This window comes from Subsaximicrobium wynnwilliamsii, assembly GCF_007997225.1.
Classification (GTDB): domain Bacteria; phylum Bacteroidota; class Bacteroidia; order Flavobacteriales; family Flavobacteriaceae; genus Psychroserpens; species Psychroserpens wynnwilliamsii.
The window spans coordinates 150,127-170,293 of the sequence record NZ_VORM01000004.1; the positions used below are offsets into that span (position 1 = coordinate 150,127).

General features: G+C 39.0%; 20 protein-coding genes. 7 read left to right on the forward strand and 13 right to left on the reverse strand.

Annotation, left to right across the window (positions count from 1 at the left end; translation table 11 throughout):
• Positions 1-41: 41 nt before the first annotated feature.
• Complete coding sequence (locus ESY88_RS04970) at positions 42-1,103, reverse strand: mechanosensitive ion channel family protein (RefSeq protein WP_147085539.1); 1,062 nt, start codon at positions 1,101-1,103, stop codon at positions 42-44.
• 385 nt (positions 1,104-1,488) lie between these two features.
• On the opposite strand from ESY88_RS04970, the gene ESY88_RS04975 reads away from it, so the two are divergent.
• Both ESY88_RS04975 and ESY88_RS04980 read left to right on the forward strand, forming a co-directional pair.
• On the forward strand, positions 1,489-1,713 hold the full coding sequence (locus ESY88_RS04975; RefSeq protein WP_147085540.1) for a heavy-metal-associated domain-containing protein: 225 nt from the start codon (positions 1,489-1,491) through the stop codon (positions 1,711-1,713).
• A 238-nt stretch (positions 1,714-1,951) separates the two neighbouring features.
• The gene (locus ESY88_RS04980; protein WP_223270737.1) at positions 1,952-2,539 is read left to right on the forward strand and encodes a superoxide dismutase; all 588 of its coding nucleotides are present in this window, start codon (positions 1,952-1,954) and stop codon (positions 2,537-2,539) included.
• Positions 2,540-2,938: 399 nt separating this feature from the next.
• On the opposite strand, the gene ESY88_RS04985 is transcribed toward ESY88_RS04980, so the two are convergent.
• The 3 genes from ESY88_RS04985 to ESY88_RS04995 all read right to left on the reverse strand — a co-directional run bounded on the left by ESY88_RS04985 (position 2,939) and on the right by ESY88_RS04995 (position 7,525).
• Complete coding sequence (locus tag ESY88_RS04985) at positions 2,939-5,584, reverse strand: cation-translocating P-type ATPase (protein ID WP_223270725.1); 2,646 nt, start codon at positions 5,582-5,584, stop codon at positions 2,939-2,941.
• Between the two features lie 115 nt (positions 5,585-5,699).
• Complete coding sequence (locus ESY88_RS04990) at positions 5,700-6,017, reverse strand: Hsp20/alpha crystallin family protein (RefSeq protein ID WP_223270726.1); 318 nt, start codon at positions 6,015-6,017, stop codon at positions 5,700-5,702.
• A 296-nt stretch (positions 6,018-6,313) separates the two neighbouring features.
• Positions 6,314-7,525: a serine hydrolase domain-containing protein gene (locus ESY88_RS04995; protein ID WP_223270727.1), complete on the reverse strand. Its 1,212-nt coding sequence runs from the start codon at positions 7,523-7,525 to the stop codon at positions 6,314-6,316.
• Positions 7,526-7,998: 473 nt separating this feature from the next.
• Here ESY88_RS04995 and ESY88_RS05000 point away from each other — a divergent pair, with 473 nt between their 5' ends.
• Positions 7,999-8,364, forward strand: a complete 366-nt coding sequence (locus ESY88_RS05000; RefSeq protein WP_147085543.1) for a SprB repeat-containing protein — start codon at positions 7,999-8,001, stop codon at positions 8,362-8,364.
• Between the two features lie 71 nt (positions 8,365-8,435).
• On the forward strand, positions 8,436-8,837 hold the full coding sequence (locus tag ESY88_RS05005; protein ID WP_147089819.1) for a hypothetical protein: 402 nt from the start codon (positions 8,436-8,438) through the stop codon (positions 8,835-8,837).
• A gap of 103 nt (positions 8,838-8,940) precedes the next feature.
• Here the strand turns inward: ESY88_RS05005 and ESY88_RS05010 are convergent, their stop codons facing one another.
• The 5 genes from ESY88_RS05010 to ESY88_RS05030 all read right to left on the reverse strand — a co-directional run bounded on the left by ESY88_RS05010 (position 8,941) and on the right by ESY88_RS05030 (position 16,311).
• Positions 8,941-12,021: an efflux RND transporter permease subunit gene (locus tag ESY88_RS05010; RefSeq protein ID WP_147085545.1), complete on the reverse strand. Its 3,081-nt coding sequence runs from the start codon at positions 12,019-12,021 to the stop codon at positions 8,941-8,943.
• Between the two features lie 594 nt (positions 12,022-12,615).
• Complete coding sequence (locus tag ESY88_RS05015) at positions 12,616-14,121, reverse strand: efflux RND transporter periplasmic adaptor subunit (protein ID WP_147085546.1); 1,506 nt, start codon at positions 14,119-14,121, stop codon at positions 12,616-12,618.
• 110 nt (positions 14,122-14,231) lie between these two features.
• Complete coding sequence (locus ESY88_RS05020) at positions 14,232-14,570, reverse strand: hypothetical protein (protein WP_147085547.1); 339 nt, start codon at positions 14,568-14,570, stop codon at positions 14,232-14,234.
• 18 nt (positions 14,571-14,588) lie between these two features.
• Positions 14,589-15,773, reverse strand: a complete 1,185-nt coding sequence (locus ESY88_RS05025; RefSeq protein ID WP_147085548.1) for a TolC family protein — start codon at positions 15,771-15,773, stop codon at positions 14,589-14,591.
• Between the two features lie 94 nt (positions 15,774-15,867).
• Positions 15,868-16,311: a hypothetical protein gene (locus tag ESY88_RS05030; RefSeq protein ID WP_147085549.1), complete on the reverse strand. Its 444-nt coding sequence runs from the start codon at positions 16,309-16,311 to the stop codon at positions 15,868-15,870.
• Positions 16,312-16,559: 248 nt separating this feature from the next.
• Between ESY88_RS05030 and ESY88_RS05035 the strand changes: the two genes are divergently transcribed.
• The 3 genes from ESY88_RS05035 (at position 16,560) to ESY88_RS05045 (ending at position 18,350) form a co-directional block, all read left to right on the forward strand.
• Complete coding sequence (locus ESY88_RS05035) at positions 16,560-16,874, forward strand: EthD family reductase (protein ID WP_147085550.1); 315 nt, start codon at positions 16,560-16,562, stop codon at positions 16,872-16,874.
• A gap of 3 nt (positions 16,875-16,877) precedes the next feature.
• Positions 16,878-17,525 carry a DsbA family oxidoreductase gene (locus ESY88_RS05040; protein ID WP_147085551.1) on the forward strand — a complete coding sequence of 216 codons (648 nt, stop codon included), beginning with the start codon at positions 16,878-16,880 and terminating at the stop codon, positions 17,523-17,525.
• An 87-nt stretch (positions 17,526-17,612) separates the two neighbouring features.
• The gene (locus tag ESY88_RS05045) at positions 17,613-18,350 is read left to right on the forward strand and encodes a haloacid dehalogenase type II (protein ID WP_223270728.1); all 738 of its coding nucleotides are present in this window, start codon (positions 17,613-17,615) and stop codon (positions 18,348-18,350) included.
• A gap of 474 nt (positions 18,351-18,824) precedes the next feature.
• Here the strand turns inward: ESY88_RS05045 and ESY88_RS05050 are convergent, their stop codons facing one another.
• The 4 genes from ESY88_RS05050 to ESY88_RS05065 all read right to left on the reverse strand — a co-directional run bounded on the left by ESY88_RS05050 (position 18,825) and on the right by ESY88_RS05065 (position 20,154).
• Positions 18,825-19,097 carry a GIY-YIG nuclease family protein gene (locus tag ESY88_RS05050; RefSeq protein ID WP_317128659.1) on the reverse strand — a complete coding sequence of 91 codons (273 nt, stop codon included), beginning with the start codon at positions 19,095-19,097 and terminating at the stop codon, positions 18,825-18,827.
• A 139-nt stretch (positions 19,098-19,236) separates the two neighbouring features.
• Positions 19,237-19,449, reverse strand: a complete 213-nt coding sequence (locus ESY88_RS05055; RefSeq protein WP_317128660.1) for a GIY-YIG nuclease family protein — start codon at positions 19,447-19,449, stop codon at positions 19,237-19,239.
• A 78-nt stretch (positions 19,450-19,527) separates the two neighbouring features.
• The gene (locus ESY88_RS05060; RefSeq protein ID WP_317128661.1) at positions 19,528-19,803 is read right to left on the reverse strand and encodes a GIY-YIG nuclease family protein; all 276 of its coding nucleotides are present in this window, start codon (positions 19,801-19,803) and stop codon (positions 19,528-19,530) included.
• A gap of 78 nt (positions 19,804-19,881) precedes the next feature.
• Positions 19,882-20,154 (reverse strand): GIY-YIG nuclease family protein, encoded by a 273-nt coding sequence (locus tag ESY88_RS05065; protein ID WP_317128662.1) that lies wholly within the window; start codon positions 20,152-20,154, stop codon positions 19,882-19,884.
• Positions 20,155-20,167: the final 13 nt, after the last annotated feature.

The following is a 20,167-nucleotide window of genomic DNA, read 5'->3' on the forward strand; positions in this document are numbered from 1 at the left end:
TATTTTTATAAAGTTATCTATTTTACAAGATAAAACAAACATTAGGTTTCTTTTTGGCTTATGGGTGGTTCTCGTCTTATTTTTGGCAAAGATTCTGGGAACTGCTCTTGAATGAAAGTTATGAGCTGTTCCCTAATTTGGCAACTTAAATCCCACACGCTCGCTGCATTCTTAGCACTAAATGTGACTCTTACTTCAACGCTAACGGCATCGGCGTTGGTTACTAATAATTGGGCTACTTTTTTGTCCCATAGTATATTTTCTCCAATAATATCAAGACATTTTTTTCGCAGCTCAGCCACTGGAAACGTATAATCGACATACAAATAAACGGTGCCTATCAATTCGGGTGAATTGAAGCTTCTGTTAATAAAATGATGGTCGTTAAAATAGTTTAATGGCAATACCAGTCGTCGCCAATCCCAGGTTTTTATTACCACATAAGTAAGTGTGATGTCCTCTACAGTGCCAAACTCGCCTTCAATAACCACCTCATCATCAATTTTAATAGGCTGTGTAAACGCGATTTGCATGCCTGTTATGAGGTTAGCAATGGATTTTTGAGCAGCAACACCTGCAATAATACCAATAACGCCAGCAGAGGTAAGAATGGTTGTGCCGATGGTTCTTACCGCTGGGATATTCCATAAAATAGTAGCAGTGGCCAGTGTCACAATAACAACGATAGACGCACTCTTTATAAAACGCATCTGGGTAATTGCTTTTCGTTCTTTAGCTTTATGGCTGCTATTGGTTGTGAATTTTTGTTTTACTATTTCCTCTACGGCTCTTATAATTGCAAGCAAGACCCAAGTGAAATTGACAATAATGATAACTTCAATCACAGTATGCCAAACCTTACTTATACTGAATAAACCAAACGAGCTATAAATAAATAAAATAGGCAAGAGAAGTTTTACGGGTGTTTCTAAGTGCTTTAACAATTGTGTTTTTAAAACCGTTGGCTTTTTTTTGTTATAGGTCTTTAAAAGATAAAAGACCACCAATTGTAAAACCAATCCCACAAGAATACATACGGCAAAAGTTATGACAATTTTTAACCAAAGGTCGGTAATGCTTAATTTTGAGAAAATAGTATCCAAATGTCTTTTTCAGTAAAAATAGCTGTCTTAAAGCAATTTAAATATGACATCTATCATTAAAATCAGCTTAGATAATAGCAGTTATGGGATCTACATCTACTTGTCAGTCAGGCCAAAATAATTAGCCCATTGCATTGGGATCACTCAATATATTGCTGCTTTATAGACTCTGGCGAAATAGAGCATTATTCTCAACCAAATGACCAGGGTCATGTTAAGATCAATCCCAAGGACTTAATTTTAATGATTATGAATCTTAATGAGCGTCTTTTAATTTTATAAAATACCATTGACGCTACTTAGAAAGTTGTATAAAACGGCATTCACAATGCCTTGTAAACGAAAAATTTACATCCATTACCCAAATCTTTTCAATACTCAAAGAATGAGATCAACAGTACACATACAAAACCTCATCTGTGACACTTGCACAAAATCCATTGTAAAAAGGCTTATTGAATTAAGACATATTAGTGATGTAGCGGTTGACTTAAAAAAGGAAACCGTAAGCTTTGACTTTTTTACGAAACACGACTTTGAACATGCCAAACACGTCCTTGAAATGATGGGTTATACCATACTTGGGCATGATAATATTTTAGATGCTTAACCTTGAAATGGAAATACCTCAAGAAAGACAGCATTACAAGCCAAGTGTATAACGCAAGTTTCTATTACACCTTATTAAACCATGCCATTGAAAAAAAACAGAAACCATGAACAAACGGAAATTTTTAAAACAAAGCATATTGATTTCAATAGGTGCTTACATTGCGCCTTCCGTGCTACTGTCGGCCTGCAAATCAGCATCAATAAAGGATAAAAATATTAAGACAACAGCAACAGGTATGTTTACGCTGCCCGAGCTTCCTTATGGTTATAATGCCTTTCCTGACACTATAGACCCTTTAACTATGGAAATTCATTATACAAAACACCATCAAGGCTATACCGATAAACTGAATGCAGCGTTAAAAGACGCCAATATTTTTGGAAAAACAATTGAAGAAATTTTAAGTATGGATAATCTCTCTGAAGCGATACGGAATAATGGTGGTGGGTATTTTAATCACAGTCTCTATTGGGACATCTTAACTCCCGGTGGCACGATGAGCAATGCCTTTAAAGCCAAAATTATCGAAGATTTTGGGTCAGAGGAGGCTTTTATGAATGAATTATCAGAGGCAGGTGCTAAACGTTTTGGATCTGGCTGGGCTTGGGTTGTTCAGGATACTGATAAAAAACTGCGTATTTTCTCTACACCTAATCAAGATAATCCTTTAATGAAAGTAGCAGAGATGAACGGAACACCAATTTTAGGTATTGATGTTTGGGAACATGCTTACTATCTCAAATATCAAAATAAAAGAACCGAGTACCTTAATAAAATCCTAAACATTATTAATTGGAATAAAGTGGAAGCCAGAATGCTTTAATTTTCGATTTGTCCTTATAATTTTATCGATTGTTTGTAAAACATCATAATGCTATAAATGGTTCCATTATAGCAACATCTCTATTTCATCACCAAAAACAAATATTTGTTTTTTATTCTGTGTAAATCAGTGAAATCTGCGGGATAATTCTTCCATGCGCTTATGTTTAGTTCCCGCAGATTTCGCAGACTTGCAAGCCTGCAGGCTAGTGTTCGCATATTTTTTTTGACAATATGACAAAAAATGGGTACACAATAATTTTAATCCTGCCGATTGTTTTTTTCAATTAAAACATCACAGCGTTTGTATTGAGACAGATTTAAAAAGACTCTAATAACAAATAAAACCCGGGCTAACTGTGGCGTCAACTTGGACAATACCTGTCCATAAAACTATCATTTAAAATGTACCTCCCAAACGCTTTATAATTTGTGATAAAGCCAATGATCCTAATGCGAAAACAATAACCCAACCTATTTGTTCTAAAGATAAATTGATTAAGAAAAGTGCGTTTGCCACTGGTGGAATATAATAGGCACCTATTGTCAAAAACAGGGATATACCAATAGCAGACCAAACCCAAGGATTTTTTATGACTTCGTTTTTAAAAAAGGAGACCTTATTTTCAGCCATATTAAAAACATTAAACAATTGGGCTAGTACCAAAGTATAGAATGCCATATTGTTTATTATTTGGGCTGAAAACTCCAATCCAAAGTAGGCATACGCCGTAATACCCACAACCGCTGCGGTTATACTAATCCCATAAATAATGGTAGACGACCACAGTTTTCGGGTCAAAATGGGTTCGTTTGCTTTTCTGGGTGGTCGTTTCATAATATCCACTTCGCCTTTACCCATTCCTAAGGCTAATGCCGGAAATATATCTGTAACCAAATTTAAAAATAAGATTTGTAGCGGTAACAAAGGTGCGGGTAAACCCAATAAAGCCGCTAAACCTACAGAAACCACCTCTGCCAAATTGCAGGATAATAAATAGACTACAAATTGCCTGACATGATCAAAAACAGCACGCCCTTGACTTATTGCCAATTCCATGGCGGTAAATTTGTCATTTTTAAGAACAATATCCGCAGCTTCTCTGGCAGCTTGCGTACCTCTAATGCCCATTGCAATACCAATATCTGCCTTGCGTAATGCAGGAATATCATTGATACCATCGCCAAACATGCCAACAACGTTTTCGTTCTCCTGGAAGAGTTGAACCAGTTTTAACTTCTGTTCTGGTGTTACTCTTGCAAAGACTGAAGCATCCAAAATTTTTGTTTGATTAGTGCGGTGTTCACCTTCAAACTGTAAATCTTTTCCATGTATAATGCTATTTGAAGTCGCATTTGTGGATATTAAGCCTATTTCTTCAGCAATTTTTCTGGCAGTTCCAGGATGGTCTCCTGTCATCATAACCACTTTTATACCTGCTTCTTTGTAAACTTTTATGGTGGATGCCACATCTTCTCTGGCTGGATCTAAAAATCCAATGATGCCTATAAAAGTCAACTCTGATAATAAATCGTTTTTATTTGGCTTGGTTTCGTGATTGCGGAACGCAAAAGCCAATAGTCTTAATCCTTGAGATGCTAAATCATTTTCACGACTAATCCATTCTTTTTTGTTTTTGAATTCTTCTGATGTGTTATTCTTCAAAATCGTATTGCAGTGATGTATCACACTTTCAAAGGCGCCCTTCACATAAACCGTATAACCCTTGGCTTCATTTTTATTTAATGTTGCCATCAACTTACTTTCCGTTGTAAAAGGGATCTCCATGATTTCAGGATGCTCTTCTTTGACTTTTTTGGGATTGAAATGTACTTTTTCAGCAAATTGAATGAGTGCCAATTCAATACTGTCACCGCGCAGTTCTTCAGCATTCAAAATAACATTGTTACACAACATACTGGTCATCAACATGGCATTAAAAGCTTCAGATTTCTCTAATTCGTTGAAGTAAGCATGGGCTTTGTTTTGGATTTCGGTTACTGTTTCATCTTCAAAAACCAAAGTATGCACCTGCATTTTATCTTCGGTAAGTGTGCCTGTTTTATCTGTGCAAATTATGTTTGTAGCTCCCAAGGTCTCTACCGCTTCCATTTGTTTAATGATGACCTGTCGCTTGGATAGTTTGAGCATTCCTCTAGCCAAGGCAATGGTTGCAACCACTGGAAGTCCTTCTGGGATTGCTGCAACAGCTAATGCTACTGCTGTTTCTATGATTAAAAGCATGTCCTGCCCTCTTAAATATCCGGTAAAAATAATGAGGACGGCAAAAATTAAGGTCAGCCAAATAAGCCACTTGCTCAATTCACTCAGCTTTTTCTCTAATGGTGTGCGCTGCTCTTCAACCTCGCTTCCCATTTGCTGAATTTTACCAAGTTGCGTATGCAATCCTGTTTCAACAACGATTGCTTTCGCAGAACCTTGCTCTACCGTCGTTCCTTTAAATAGCATATTTGTCCTATCAGGCAAGGTTGTGTTTTTTGGAAGCGAATTTATGGTCTTAAGTATGGCTCTACTTTCTCCGGTTAACGAAGCTTCTTTAATGGCTAAATTCTCAATGGTAATAAGGCGAGCATCAGCAGAAACCACGTCTCCAGCTTCTATTATAATGATATCTCCAGGAACTAATAATGATGATTTTATAGCTTTTATTTTTCCGTCGCGCAAAACGCTACTTTCTGTGATGCCCATTTTACGAAGGGCTTCCAAAGAACGAAGACCTTGTAATTCCATTATAAATCCAATAATCACGGTAATTAAGATCACCGTAATTATAGCGATGGTCTCTGGCAAATCGTCATTGAAAAAGAAGGTAAGCACTGCTGCTACGGCAAGAATGAAAATAATGGGATCGTTAAATTGATCCATAAGGATTTTTAGTTTTGTCTTACCCGCTTTAGCAGCGATTTCATTTTTTCCATGTTTTTTTATACGTTGTTTTACCTCGTTTTCAGTTAAGCCATCAGTGAGATTGCTATTTAATTTTTCTACAACAGCTGCTATGGAAAGCGCAAAAGGTTCTAACATAATAATTGGATTTTAATGATAGCAATAAGGTAAAAATTAAAAAAACCCTCTTGCCAAATCTTTTATTTAAGTTTTGGGCAAAGGGTGTTTTGAGCGCATGCAAAAAGATTGCGTACTAAGAAACCTCAATTTTTTTTGGTTTGCGCTGTTCAGATGCTACTTTTTTAGTAAGATTAAAACGCAAAACACCATCTTTATAATGTGCCTTAACATTTTCTTCTTTCACAGAGTCTGGAAGCATTAAGCTTTTCTCAAAAGAACTATAACTGAACTCTTGACGTGTGTAGTTCTCTTTTTTTTCGGCTTCGGAAGAAGAATTTTCTGCTGAGATATGTAAGCAGCCATCATCAATGGTGACTTCAAAATCTTTTTTGGAAAATCTGGGTGCAGCCAATTCAACTTCAAAAGCGTCATCGGCTTCTTTAATATTCAATGCTGGTTCATTCAACTGATTGTCCCAAGGTTGATTGTTAAAGAAATCGCTATTGTCAAAAAAATCTGATCTGATAAGATTCCCCCATGTCTTCTGTTAAATTTTACGAGTGACATAATTTAAAAAATTTAGAGATTAAACACTTCAGTGGCTACTAATTTATGATGAACCAAGTGTTTTGGAAATGACCTAGGTCAGAGGGTTTAACTTTAGTTCATTTTCCGACTTGCAATCAAATAAAAAAGCCTCTCAATGTCTTGAAAGGCTTATTAATGTTGACAACCGCTACTACAAAATCAAGTGCCAAAATGTTCTGTAACAATGTCCTTGATTTTTTCGTTTAGTGATCTTATAGCCTTATAACTCGTATGTTCTAAGACAATAACTACCAGATCATCTTCTAAATATTTGGTAAGTCCTGTGCCAAACCCATTCCATCTGCCGTGATGATAGATGCGGTTTTTTTCTTTAGTATCAATTCTGAATCCAAAGCCATAGGGTATTTTTCTCCCGTGAACCGTTTCTCCTTCTGAATACATAAGATCCAACGAGGCTTTGGTAAGGAGTTTTCCTGTATTTAATCCAAGGGTCCACTTAAACAAATCCTCGGTTGTGGTATATACATTTTTATCGCCAACAATGGCGTCATTTACAGTACCGCGTATTTTGAGATGCCGCCATCCTCTATACAATCGATACCCATCCAGTTGATTTTCTTTGATACTGTCATTCTCAAAACTGTAGACATAAGAGTGTTTCATTTCCAGTGGTTCAAAAATGTTACTCTTTAAAAAAGAGCTGAAAGAAGTACCAGAAACCTTTTCAACAATAGAAGCCAGAACGATATAACCAGTGTTGGAATAATCAAAAGTACGCCCAGGCTTGAAAAACCGTTGCACATTACTTGACTCTAGCAGTGCCATCATTTCACTGTTTATGGGTGCTTTTTCTTGTTGCCATTTATGCTCAGCGACCCAAAAATATTTTGGCAATCCACCGGTATGATTCAAAAGATTCTCAATAGTCACATCCGCATAGGGAAAATCAGGGAAATAGGCGTTTACGGTGTCTGTTAGCTTAATTTGATTCCTCTCATTCAGTAGCATAATAGCAGCGGCCGTGAACTGTTTACTCACTGAGGCCAACTGGAACGCAGATTCTTCATGCAGTGGTGTCTTCTTGTTGAAGTCTGCATACCCTATTTGATTGTTATAAAGTACTTTATTGTTTTTAGCCACTAATATTGCGCCGTGAAAATCATGTCTTTCATTAATTCGTTGCAATAACGAATCTAATTTATGGCGCACGCCTTTTGTAGTGTTTTCAGGGTATCGCTCTATCAAAATGGGAGATTTCTCCTTTGACTGGGGTTTGATAGCTGTTGCAGCTACTGTCTCTAGATGCGTTGCGACCATTACATTCTCAGATGCTGAAGAACGAGTGACCAACAAGAAAACACATAAAACAAGTATGAGTACTACGGCTATATTTTTAATATTTTTTTTCAAATGAAACTGTTAAGATTTGGCGACAAGGTAACAATCATTCCTAAATATTCAAAACCTAAGCCTCACATAATTAGATTAATGTAAGCCCGTGGATTTTCAGAATCAGAATTCTCATAAATTTGAATATCGAAAAGCAACCACCTATACTAACATAAAACTGCAAATAGTGTTTCGTAAGCGTCTCATTTTAATAGTTACCATAAGTTCTGCGTAATCGTGACAGCCCATGATACAGCGCTCTTATGTCTATTATGCAAAAAATGCTTTTGAACCCGTGTTCAATTAGGGCAAAAGGCCGATTAATTTTCATGCAAAACATTATTTTTTTCCAATTTGTATGGTGTTTTAAACTTTTATTTTACAATCAATTAAAAATTGAAAAAAGCGTTCTCAAAAGCAAGTGATTCCCTTTCTTAAAAGCGTGTATGACAGTAAATAGTAAACAACTATGAAAAAGTCTTTACTGTTGTTTCTTGATATCTTTTCTACTCCTCACAACAAGCTCGCAAAGCCAACAAAGCACATCCAAAGCCAATGATCGTTTAAGGGTTGAGGCTGAAACCGGCAATCCCACTTCCGTCATAAATGATGGCTATATTGAGTTGAATGTCCTTGGAGGTACTCCACCTTTTAGTTTCAAATGGTCTAATCGGGAAACGGCATTAGAATCCAATAAAGCATCAGGGCTTGTAGAAGGGATTCCTTATGAAGTCATCATTACAGATTCACAGAATAAATCAATTTCGAGATCCTATACTGTAAAAGCGCAATCCATTACAGAAACATTCAATAGCAAGTTCGATCCATTGTTCACGCTCATGAGCAGCGTTTTATTTTGAGATCCCTTCGCTGCCATAGGATTGTATGATCCCGTGATTTATGCTGACGTGAAACCAGTGCCAGCCCCAAGTTGGAGTGCCAAAACGGTAAAAACCTATACGCTTCAAAAAAATTGGTAGCTGATGGGGCTGAGGTAAAAGAAGGTCAAGAGATTGCTTTGGTTACAATTGATGAAGATCAAGTAGAGACTGTAAAAGCATTGACCAATGGCACGATCAAATTCCTGATGGAAGAAGGACCGTTTATTTTTAACTCAGATAGTGGCAAGGAGCTTATAGAGCAAGGAGCTCATTATCTGGCAGAAATAAAATACGATACGCCTGTTCCCTTGAGGCACCCTAATGGCGATATCAGGGAGAATCAGATTCCTTTTATTGTGGTGTGGCTAATTTTAGGTGCCACATTTTTTACGTTTAGAATGGGCATTATCAAGATTTCCAGAGGGTTTACCTCAAATTTTCTTATCACATAAATATATCCTGCCCAAAATTTTGATTATGAACATCGTTTGTTGTTCACAACCCATAAATTTTTTATTGTTTGGATTGGGCAGGACGTATTATCTGTAATCTCACTTAGCGTCTTTTAACGACCAACATATACACACATGGAATAACCAACAAATTCAAAACCGTTGCAGAAAGCAAACCACCTAAAATAACCACGGCCATAGGGCTTTGGATTTCACTGCCTGGTTCGCCGCCCTTCAATGCCAATGGTATCAATGCCAAACCTGTTGTACAGGCTGTCATTAAAATTGGATTCAATCTGTCTAATGCTCCAGTTTTTATCAACTGAAATCCTTTTATTCCTTCTTTTCTCAAATCTTCATAACGGGAAACCAATAAGATTCCGTTACGAGTGGCTATCCCGAACAAACTAATAAAACCAATTGTTGCTGCGATACTGATAATGCCTGATGTAAAATACACAATCAAGATTCCACCGATTAGTGCCAATGGCAGGTTGATCAACACCACAAAAGCCAATTTCACATCTTTAAACTCATAATAGAGTAACAAGAAAATAATAGCAATGGCAACAATTGCTGTTATAGATAGTAATTGTGATGCTTTGGCTTCGCTTTCAAATTGTCCGCCGTATTGAATGCGATACCCTTCTGGCATATTTACATTGTTCGCCACAACTTCTTTGATTTCTTCCACGGCACCACGTAAATCCCTGCCTTGAACATTGGCAGCCACTACAATTTTACGTTGTACGTCTTCACGACTAATCTTACTCGGACTGCTAACAGAAGCTACCGTTGCCAATTCGCCCAAAGTGGTTTGACCTCCATTTGGTAAACTGATTAAAGCATTGCCGATGTTTTCTATATCATCTCGAAACGGTTTTTCATAGCGAACCACCAAATCAAAATACTTCTGACCTTCATAAATTTCGCCTGCTTCTTCGCCCGCAAATGCAATGTCCACCTGTTCCATTAAGTTACCTACCGTCATTCCATAAGCCGAGAGAATTTGGCGTTTTGGTTGGATGCGAATCTGTGGTACTTCAATTTGCTGGTCAACCGCAACATCTGCCAATCCATCGATATCTTTGATGTTTTGCTCTACACTTTTGCCCACCTCGTACAAGCGTTGCAAGTCTGGACCAAAAATCTTGATGGCAATATTGGCTCGTGTACCCGAAAGCATATGGTCAATTCGGTGTGCAATGGGTTGTCCTAAGGTAATATTAACGCCTGGTGCGATGCTCAATTTGTTTCGGACTTCTTCAAAAAATGCTTCTTTGGTTTTGTCTTCGAGTACAAAAGGCACATCTATTTCTGAAGCATTAACGCCTTGTGCGTGTTCGTCCAATTCAGCACGCCCTTGTCTTCGGGTAACGACTTCCACTTCGGGTAAATCCAATAAAATTGTTTCGATTAAATTACCTGTTTTATTACTTTCTTCCAAAGACATTCCCGGTGGACCTACCACGCTTATTACCATAGAGCCTTCATTAAATTCTGGCAGAAAACTTCGTCCCAATTGGGTTAAAACCAACATACTTATGATAAAGGCGATGACTGTCACACCGATAATTGTTTTAGGGATTCTGGTAGCTCGCTCCAAGAGGTTGCCATAATGTTTCTGTAACCAACGTTCCACTTTTGTGCCTTCAGATTGTTTCTTTAAAAGCTTTTCATTATCCAATAAATAGGAACATAAAATTGGTGTTACGGTTACCGCAACAATTAAAGATGTCAATACTGAAGTGACAAATGCTATTCCTAAAGGTTGCAACAAACGTCCTTCCATTCCGCTCAAAAAGAACAAGGGAATAAAAGATACAATGATAATCAAGGTTGCGATAATGATTGAGCTTCTTATTTCTACGGAAGCATCTCGTACAACTGTCAGGGTTGATTCGCGTTCCTCTTTTGGCTTCCTTATATTTTCGCGCAAGCGTTTATAAACGTTTTCCACATCAATAATGGCATCATCCACCAAAGCTCCAATGGCAATTGCCATACCTCCTAAACTCATCGTGTTGATGGTGTAACCCAACCATTTTAAAATGATGATGGACACCAATAGTGAAATAGGAATTGCCAATAAGGAAATTAAGGTGGTTCTCCAATTCATTAAAAAGATGAGAAGGATAATCATTACAAAGAATGCACCTTCCAATAGGGTCTGATTCAAATTGCTGATGGAAGCATCAATAAAGTCCGACTGTCTAAAAATTTGACTTTTGATGTCGACACCCTTTAGCAAGGTTTTTTGTAAATCAACAATAGCTTCATCCAATCGGTCTGTCAGTTCCAAGGTGTTGACATCGGGTTGTTTTGAAATGGTTAAGATTACTGCCGGTTTTGCATTTAAAGAACCATCGCCAATTTTATCGGCAGCACCAATTTGAACAGTTGCTACATCTTTGATTTTGATGCTTTGACCGTTCACTTGTTTTAAAACCGCTTCTTCCAGATCTTCCAGAGCATAAGCTCTACCGCTTCCTTTTATAATGTATTGATTTCCATATTGATTAATGACGCCTCCTGGTGCATTGGTGTTTGCTTCCTTCACGTGCTCTACCAATTCTGTAAGACGTACATTATAATGCTTCATCTTTTCAGGATTGGCAAATACTTGGTATTGCTTATAATCGCCTCCAATGACCACTACATTTGCGATACCACCAATTGCTTTGATTCGTGGTCTAATTGTCCAATCTGATAAAGTTCTTAACTCCATCGGTGATAAACTGTCAGAAGTCACACCCAAGAGCATTATTTCGCCCATAATAGATGAAATAGGCGCCATTGTTGGTGCGCCAATACCTTCAGGCAAGTTCTCACGAACCATAGGGATGCGTTCACTTACAATTTGTCGTGCCCGATAAATATCGGTTCCCCATTCAAATTCTATCCAAACAATGGAAATTCCTGCTGCCGATGACGAACGGATCCGTCTCACATTAGGCGAACCATTTAAGGCTGTTTCCAATTGATAGGTTACTAATTTTTCTACTTCTTCAGATTCCATTCCGTGCGCTTCGGTAAGAATAGTTACCGTTGGCGCTGTAAGGTCTGGGAATACATCTACGTTCATTGTGCGGGCATAATACACGCCCAACACGCTCAACGCAACCGCTCCCAACAGAATGAGCAATCTATTGTGAAGTGAAATTGATAATATTTTGTTTAACATTTTTATTGAATTTTTAATGTTGAATTTTGTGACTAAAAAGCAATGGCCTAAATAACAAATGTGCTATCAGTATTTAAACCAATTTCTCCGTGAATCTCTTTTGTCTCTGCGAGTCTCTGCGCTATAGCTATTACACAGAGATTCGCAGAGTTCCGCGGAGTTACACAGAGGAATTAAGTAACAACTATTATTGTGTAAACCGTTATGCACTCGAAACAACACAGAGCCAATTTTTGAATCTGGAGGTCGAATTTTTGGGTTCTATGTTGACTATTGCGGGTAAAATGCAATGGCCTAAATAACAGATGTGCTATCAGTATTTAAACCAATTTCTCCGTGAATCTCTTTTGTCTCTGCGAATCTCTGCGCTATTTATTACACAGAGATTCGCAGAGTTCCGCGGAGTTACACAGAGAAATAAAGCAACAACTTTTATGGTGTAAACCATTACCCTCTCAAAACAACATAGAGCCAGTTTTTGAAACTGGAGGTTGAATTTTCAAGACATCTTCACTCATAGCTCACAGCTCACAACTCACTTCTCACAACTCAAAGCTCACAACTCACAACTCACAACTCAAAGCTCACAACTAATTAATGATCGTGACCGTGAGCAGGTGTTGAGCCTGACATTGAAGCCATTTTAACTTGGTAAGCGCCAGTTGTCACAACCACTTCGCCCACTTCCAGACCTTGCAGTATTTCTACATTCTCGCCATTGCGTTTTCCAATTTGCACAGGTCGTCTCTCAAAGCTTTCGCCTGAAAGCTGAACGATAACGGAATAACTGCCATAGTCTTCCAATATGGCATTCACAGGAATCATTGTGTTTTGGGTGGCATTCCCCATTGCTATTTGAACTGGTGTCAAACTCCCTTCTGGCATATCAACGTCTACATTTACTTTCGCGTAAACTGAGATCAATGGATTTTCTCGCTCTACATCTTTACCAATAGAAAGAATTTCCCCTTCGGCATCTGTAACGCTTTTCCATTCTCCGTTTTTAGTTTGATACCAAATACCTTGTACATTTTCCATACTAAGTCCATAATTAGGTGCTAACTGGGTTTTTAATACTTTGGATTGATGCGTGCCAACAGTAACCAATGCCACACCTTGCTCTACATAATCGCCATTGGAAACTGTAATAGACTTAATAAAACCCTCAAATGGCGCACGAATTTGTTTGCTTCCGCCGGAAACACCCGATGTCAAGGATTGATAATTGGATTTGGCAATTGAAAAATTGCTTTCCACTTTTTCAAATTCTGACTTCGGGATAATTTTAGAATCGTACAATTCTTTTTTACGTTCGTATTCAGATTTTGCCTGATTAAAATTGGAACGTGCATTGGCTATTTCAGTACTCAAATTATTAGAAGCCAAACCTTGACTGTTCAAACTCATCAGAAGCTGACCTTGTTTTACAGCGGTGCCTTCCGTGAGGTTATTCACTTTAAAATCGACCACGCCATTGGATTTTGCTGCCAATGATTTTACCGAACCTGGTGATGGCATCCAAACCCCAGAAGTATTAATAACATCATAAATTTCACCTGAAACCACTACTGCGGTTTGAAAATCGATTTTCCAAGCCTGCTCCTTTAAGAATGAAATTCCAGCATCTTCTTCGGCAGTACCTAATGCTTTTATGGCATCATCCGTATTTGCATAAACAGTTACATCGTTTATCGTAATTTTATCGGAATAGTCAGGTGTTTTCAACTCAAAAACAAGTTGGTAGGTTCCTGCTTCTTTAGGCTGAATGGTTGGCGAAAAAATGCCCGGCGATGAAGGTTTTTCGGCAGTATTGCGCAACCCTTTATCTCCTTTAATTAAACTAAGCGTAACCGAACCTTCGCGAACGGGTTGGTGCTTGTCTAACACCGTAAAGTGGGCTGCGAACCTGCTGGGACTACCAACAATCAATGCAGGAAATTCTACAAATGATTCGGTTTTATCCGTCCAAATGGTATGGCTCAATCGCGGAATTTCTTCTCCGGCGTGGCTACCATCTTCATTATGTGCGTGTGCGTCTTCTGCCTTTTCATTGCAAGACATTGCCAAAAAGGCGAACACTGCTATTATTAAATATTTCATTTGTCTTTATTTATTGATTTTTATCGGTCAAATGGTACATCCAAATAATCATACGTTTGTGCAATTATAGTTTAGGTAATGGATGTTTCATCTTTAGTATCAGTTATTCTTTAGTGCTCGTGGTGTTCAGCGCCATCATCGTGTTTGTGAGTTTCAGAGTCATTATGATCTGAATGATTACCGTCCGCATCGTGTTCGTGACCGTGTTCCTCTTTCGTTGTTTCCATAGCATCTTTTCCTACTTGAAATTCTTCCTGTTCCACAGCTTCTTCATCCATATGGCTTCCATCGGCTTCGTGTTCGTGGCCGTGGTCGTCTGTTGCTTCAGTTTTTGTGTCCCTACAAGAGCTTAGCAAAAAAGTTGATGCTATTGCTACTGTGACTATTAGTTTTGAAATTTTACTCATTGCTAAATGTTTGTTTTGGTATTCGTGAATCTTCGATTTCATTAGTGTATGTTTTAAAAGTTATAATTGATGTTTTAATAATTGCGTCTGAAGCAATTGTAATTCCATTTCCATTTGCAGCATTTTATCGGATGCATTTCGATAAAACTGAAGCTCCACGTAATAATCCATAAACGAATACTCGCCCAACTGATAAGCTTTAAAAAGCAATTGCTCACTATTTAAATTACCCATTGTGGTTTGATACTCATTGAACTTCTCGAGCATCAATAGGTATTGATTATATGTTTCTTGAAATTGTGTGTAAAGCGAGGTAGTGATTACTTCGGTATTGGATTGCTGGTACTCATAATTTGCTTCGGCAGCTTTTACTTTATTTTTACTGCTCCAAAGTGGAATCGAAATCCCGCCATAAAATCCAGAATAATTGTTTCCGCTTACCCCTTGATAATTATAGCCCAGTGCCATGTTTGGCAGTACTTTGTTTTTCTCCAATTTTACTTTTTGAAATGAAGCAGTTTCATTGGCTTTCAATTCCTGCAATAGAGGCTCCTTCGTTAATTTTTCTTGCCAAAGATTTTCTATTGTACCAATTTCAGCAGGCAAAACTATCAATGCTGAAAGTGATGCCAATGGCTTCCCTCCATTCAAGGTTTTAAGTTTGGACATTTGAATTTGGAGGTCGCTCTGAATCTGCTGAACTATAAATTGCTCTTGAATCCAGGCAATTTTAGCCTTGTTCAAATCTAAAATACCTACTTGCTCTTTATTGAAAAGTTCCTGAATTTGGTCGAAAACCTGCTTGCTTTGGGTTCTCCTTTCGGTTTCAATCGCTTTTTGCTTTTGCAAGAAAACGAGTTTTATTAAAAGCTCCTTGGCATTAAGCAATACGTCCTGCCTTCTTTTTTCATAGCCAGATTCTAGCTGTTGTGATTTAGAGGCATTCCATTGGCCACGTGCAGCATATACCGTTGGGAATTCAAAAGATTGAGATATTTGATATTCGGTATAATCCCCTGTTGCATTATCGCCAAAAGGCAAATAAAACCCAGAAAGCTGTGGGTCTGGCAAATTATTAGTGCTCTTGTTTTCAAGTTGTTGGCTTTCAATAAACGATTGATAGCCCTTTAGCTCTATATTATTCTGCTCTATTTCATTAAGCAGTTCCTCTATGTTTGTTGTTTGTGAGAAACCATTAATAAAGAACAGGCACCCGCAAATTGCGAATACGATGTATTTATTCATTGTTTGAAATTTTAGGTTTAATCATGCCCGTCAGCAGACAGGTCTGAATTTGTAAAAAGGAATAGTACCGAAGCAGTACTATGTTCCTAAACGATTAACCTAAAGAGGGTGGGCCTCGTGTGTCGAGGGAGGAGAGGTATTGATGGCAATAAATATTTGGCGGATGATAGACCGTAAGCTTTTCGGCTTCATCATCATAGTTTATGGAAATGCTATAACGATTAAGAAAGATAGATGTTTTTACATCCTTTTTAAGCTTGAGTTGTTTGACACTACTGTTGTGAGTTACAACTATTTCATTAGCAACTACAGAATGTATGTGAACCTCCAGAAATAAATCTAAAAGCCCTTTATTAGAACTTTCTTTTTCTGGAACATCGTGATGATGACTATGACTGTCACTGTTACTATTTGAAACAGCTTTATGTGAGTGTTCAACGTCGTGTTGATGATGTAAATGAGGTACTACTTGATGTAAAAGCATTAGGCCGAATATGCCTAAAAAGAAAAGTGCTTTTATATGATTGTGTTTTTGCATCAGTTGCAAATATAATATTATTTTCCGTCGGGGAAAATTATTCTAGCCGGATGGAGCCAATCTATTGGTTAGAAGTGCTGAATCTACTATTGGTACGTTTAGAACCGATACTGCTCTTAAACACGCATTAAGCATCATTTACCGATGAGGAATTGACAGTAGTATGACAAACTACAACATAGAATCCCAGTATGTGCGGAAGGTTTATTAACTTTATAAAAAGAAAATTAACCTAAAAACATATAGTTATGATAAAAGTATCCATAATGTATCCAAACGGTAAAGATGTTGAGTTTGATGCAGCATATTACAAAAACAACCATTTACCTATGGTCTCTAAAGCTGTTGGCAATGCGTTGAAAGGATTAGAGTTAGATTTAGGTATTGGAAGTAGAGTGCCTGGAGAACCCGCTCCATATATTGCCATTGCACATTTAAACTTTGAAGATGTAGCATCTTTTCAAGCGGCATTTGGTCCTCATGCTGAAACGTTTGCTGCCGATGTAAAAAATTTTACGAATGTTCAAGGACAGATGCAAATAAGTGAAGTGATAACTTTTTAAGAGATGACAAAAAAACTAAAAATAGATATCATATCAGATGTAGTTTGCCCTTGGTGTACCATCGGCTACAAACGTTTGGAAAAAGCCATTTCAGAACTGGGAATTCAAGACCAGGTTAATATAGAATGGCATCCTTTTGAATTAAACCCAAACATGCCTGCGGAAGGTCAAAACGTACAAGAACATATCACAGAAAAATACGGTTCTACTCCAGCGCAACAAATAGAATCGCAGCAGCGCATGACGGAAATTGGGAAAGAACTTGGTTTTACCTTTGATTATTTTGATGCTATGAGAATGGTCAACACGTTCGAAGCGCATGTCCTGTTAGAATACGCCAAAGAATTTGGCAAACAAACCGAGATGAAAATGCGCTTGACAAGGGCATTCTTTAGCGAACGCAAAGACGTTTCCGATAGAGCCATCTTAAAACAAGCGGTATTGGATGTAGGTTTAGATGCGGAAGGAGCATTGGCAAGATTGGATAGTGAAGACGCACGTAAAGACATCAGAAATCAACAAGACTATTGGAAGAATCTAGGTGTGAACTCAGTACCAACCATCGTGTTCAACAGAAAAAGTGCCGTCACAGGTGCACAACCTGTGCGTGTTTTTAAGGAGGTATTGACCGAACTCCTTGAGCAAGCATAAAATAGGTCAAGTGGTATTAATTATCTAGTTGAACTAGTCAAATAAGAAATCAAACGTCTGGAAAACGACAGAAGAAACATGGGGATTATGGGCACAACAGAACCAATTTCAGAAAACGCACAAGAAAAAGAAGACTTAAACTTGACAAAAATTCGACCCAAAGTATTGTTTTTTGACGTCAACGAAACACTCCTAGACCTCACCCAAGTCAGAGCGCAGGTGGCCCAAGCCCTGGAGGGTAGAGACGATTTGTTAGCGCTATGGTTTACCACCATGCTTCAGTATTCTTTAGTGATGACCACGAGTGGGCAGTACGACCATTTTGCTAACATAGGTGCGGCAGCTCTGCAAATGGTGGCGGCAAATAACAACATTGACATCACTCAAGCTAAGGCACGGGAAACCGTCGTGAATGCTTTACGTGGTTTGCCCGCACACCCAGAAGTGAAAGCTGCCTTGGCTCAACTCAAATCAGATGGTTATAAATTAGTCTCGTTTACAAACTCATCTAACGAAGCTGTTAAAAAACAATTCGAAAGTGCCGGCTTAACAGATTATTTTGACGAACGATTGAGTGTTGAAGACATTGGGAAATTCAAACCCTCTAAAGCCACCTATGATTGGGCAGCACACAAAATGGGAGTCAAACCAAGCGAGGCTATGCTAGTTGCAGCTCACGGTTGGGATGTAGCCGGTGCTTCATGGGCAGGTTGGCGTGCCGCTTTTGTGAGTAGGCCAGGACAACAACTGTTTCCTTTGGCAGCAAAAACCGAAATCAACGAACCAGATTTACAAAAGATAGCAGCCATTTTAGTCAAGTACTAAACTTGCAAAAGACTATTGGATTCGATACTGTTAGAACATCTAATCAGCATTTGAAACCAAACTATTGATACAAATAGTACCATGTAACAATAGGATTAGGCGTCTAAAACGAACGCCTACCGACGTATATAATCAATTGCTCGTTGTATGTGTTCTTTGATATTATTTTAGGGATTTTCTTCTAGTATGTCTAAACTATCTTAAATATTCAACACTACAAAGTACAAGACCTCGGCACTGATTAGATTGGCTAAATGGGATGAAAAAGTTAGACAGGCGGCATTCAAAAGCTTCAACCCCATATCCAGAACGATGTCAATTCATTATCAAAAGGCATCTCATATTCAGAATGTACATATTCTGTACTTTGCAGAATAAAAAAAGGCCTCACATTTCTGTGAAGCCTTGTCTTTCCTAGTAGCGGGAACTGGACTCGAACCAGTGTCCGCCATCGGCGGATATGGACCCGATGAGCTAGAGTGCTTTCTGGTGGTCTTTTATCCATTCCCGTCCTGCTCCTGACTTGAGCCAGTGCTCATGACCCATTGCCTCGCTCTTGGTTGCAAAAAACCTCACATAGACCACTCGCCAGGGCCGATAACGAACCGTCCAGCCCTTCTTGGAAAGTCCGTTGTGGGATTTGAAGCGCCCGATTAAATTTGAGGTGTGCCCCTTATAGAGATTCGCGGTCTTCTCAGAGGCCAATATGTACGTCACAAAATCCAAGATAGAGTAAAAAAAAACCACGCTGTTTGCGTGGTTTTGTTAGTAGCGGGAACTGGACTCGAACCAGTGTCCGCCATCGGCGGATATGGACCTGATGAGCTAGAGTGCTTTCAGGTGGTCTTTTATCCATTCCCGTCCTGCTCCTGACTTTAGCCAGTGCTCATGACCCATTAGCCTCGCTCTTGGTTGCAAAAAACCTCACATAGACCACTCGCCAGGGCCGGTAACGAACCGTCCAGCCCTTCTTGGAAAGTCCGTTGTGGGATTTGAAGCGCCCGATTAAATTTGAGGTGTGCCCCTTATAGAGATTCGCGGTCTTCTCAGAGGCCAATATGTACGTCACAAAATCCAAGATAGAGTAAAAAAAAACCACGCGGTTTGCGTGGTTTTGTTAGTAGCGGGAACTGGACTCGAACGAGTGTCCGCCAACGGCGGATATGGACCCGATGAGCTAGAGTGCTTTCAGGTGGCATTTTATCCATTCCCGTCCTGCTCCTGACTTGAGCCAGTGCTCATGACCCATTGCCTCGCTCTTGGTTGCAAAAAACCTCACATAGACCACTCGCCAGGGCCGGTAGCGAACCGTCCAGCCCTTCTTGGAAAGTCCGTTGTGGGATTTGAAGCGCCCGATTAAATTTGAGGTGTGCCCCTTATAGAGATTCGCGGTCTTCTCAGAGGCCAGTATGTACGTCACAAAATCCAAGATAGAGTAAAAAAAAAAAACCACGCTGTTTGCGTGGTTTTGTTAGTAGCGGGAACTGGACTCGAACCAGTGTCCGCCATCGGCGGATATGGACCCGATGAGCTAGAGTACTTTCAGGTGGTCTTTTATCCATTCCCGTCCTGCTCCTGACTTGAGCCAGTGCTCATGACCCATTGCCTCGCTCTTGGTTGCAAAAAACCTCACATAGACCACTCGCCAGGGCCGGTAGCGAACCGTCCAGCCCTTCTTGGAAAGTCCGTTGTGGGATTTGAAGCGCCCGATTAAATTTGAGGTGTGCCCCTTATAGAGATTCGCGGTCTTCTCAGAGGCCAGTATGTACGTCACAAAATCCAAGATAGAGTAAAAAAAAACCACGCGGTTTGCGTGG

Bases quoted from the DNA above. Each gene is read 5' to 3' on its own strand.
- ESY88_RS05040 (WP_147085551.1), top strand. From the start codon at position 16,878: ATGACAAAAAAACTAAAAATAGATATCATATCAGATGTAGTTTGCCCT.
- ESY88_RS05015 (WP_147085546.1), bottom strand. From the start codon at position 14,121: ATGAAATATTTAATAATAGCAGTGTTCGCCTTTTTGGCAATGTCTTGC.
- ESY88_RS04975 (WP_147085540.1), top strand. From the start codon at position 1,489: ATGAGATCAACAGTACACATACAAAACCTCATCTGTGACACTTGCACA.
- ESY88_RS04980 (WP_223270737.1), top strand. From the start codon at position 1,952: ATGTTTACGCTGCCCGAGCTTCCTTATGGTTATAATGCCTTTCCTGAC.
- ESY88_RS05010 (WP_147085545.1), bottom strand. From the start codon at position 12,021: ATGTTAAACAAAATATTATCAATTTCACTTCACAATAGATTGCTCATT.
- ESY88_RS05045 (WP_223270728.1), top strand. From the start codon at position 17,613: ATGGGCACAACAGAACCAATTTCAGAAAACGCACAAGAAAAAGAAGAC.
- ESY88_RS05035 (WP_147085550.1), top strand. From the start codon at position 16,560: ATGATAAAAGTATCCATAATGTATCCAAACGGTAAAGATGTTGAGTTT.
- ESY88_RS04985 (WP_223270725.1), bottom strand. From the start codon at position 5,584: ATGTTAGAACCTTTTGCGCTTTCCATAGCAGCTGTTGTAGAAAAATTA.
- ESY88_RS05020 (WP_147085547.1), bottom strand. From the start codon at position 14,570: ATGAAATCGAAGATTCACGAATACCAAAACAAACATTTAGCAATGAGT.
- ESY88_RS05030 (WP_147085549.1), bottom strand. From the start codon at position 16,311: ATGCAAAAACACAATCATATAAAAGCACTTTTCTTTTTAGGCATATTC.
- ESY88_RS05025 (WP_147085548.1), bottom strand. From the start codon at position 15,773: ATGAATAAATACATCGTATTCGCAATTTGCGGGTGCCTGTTCTTTATT.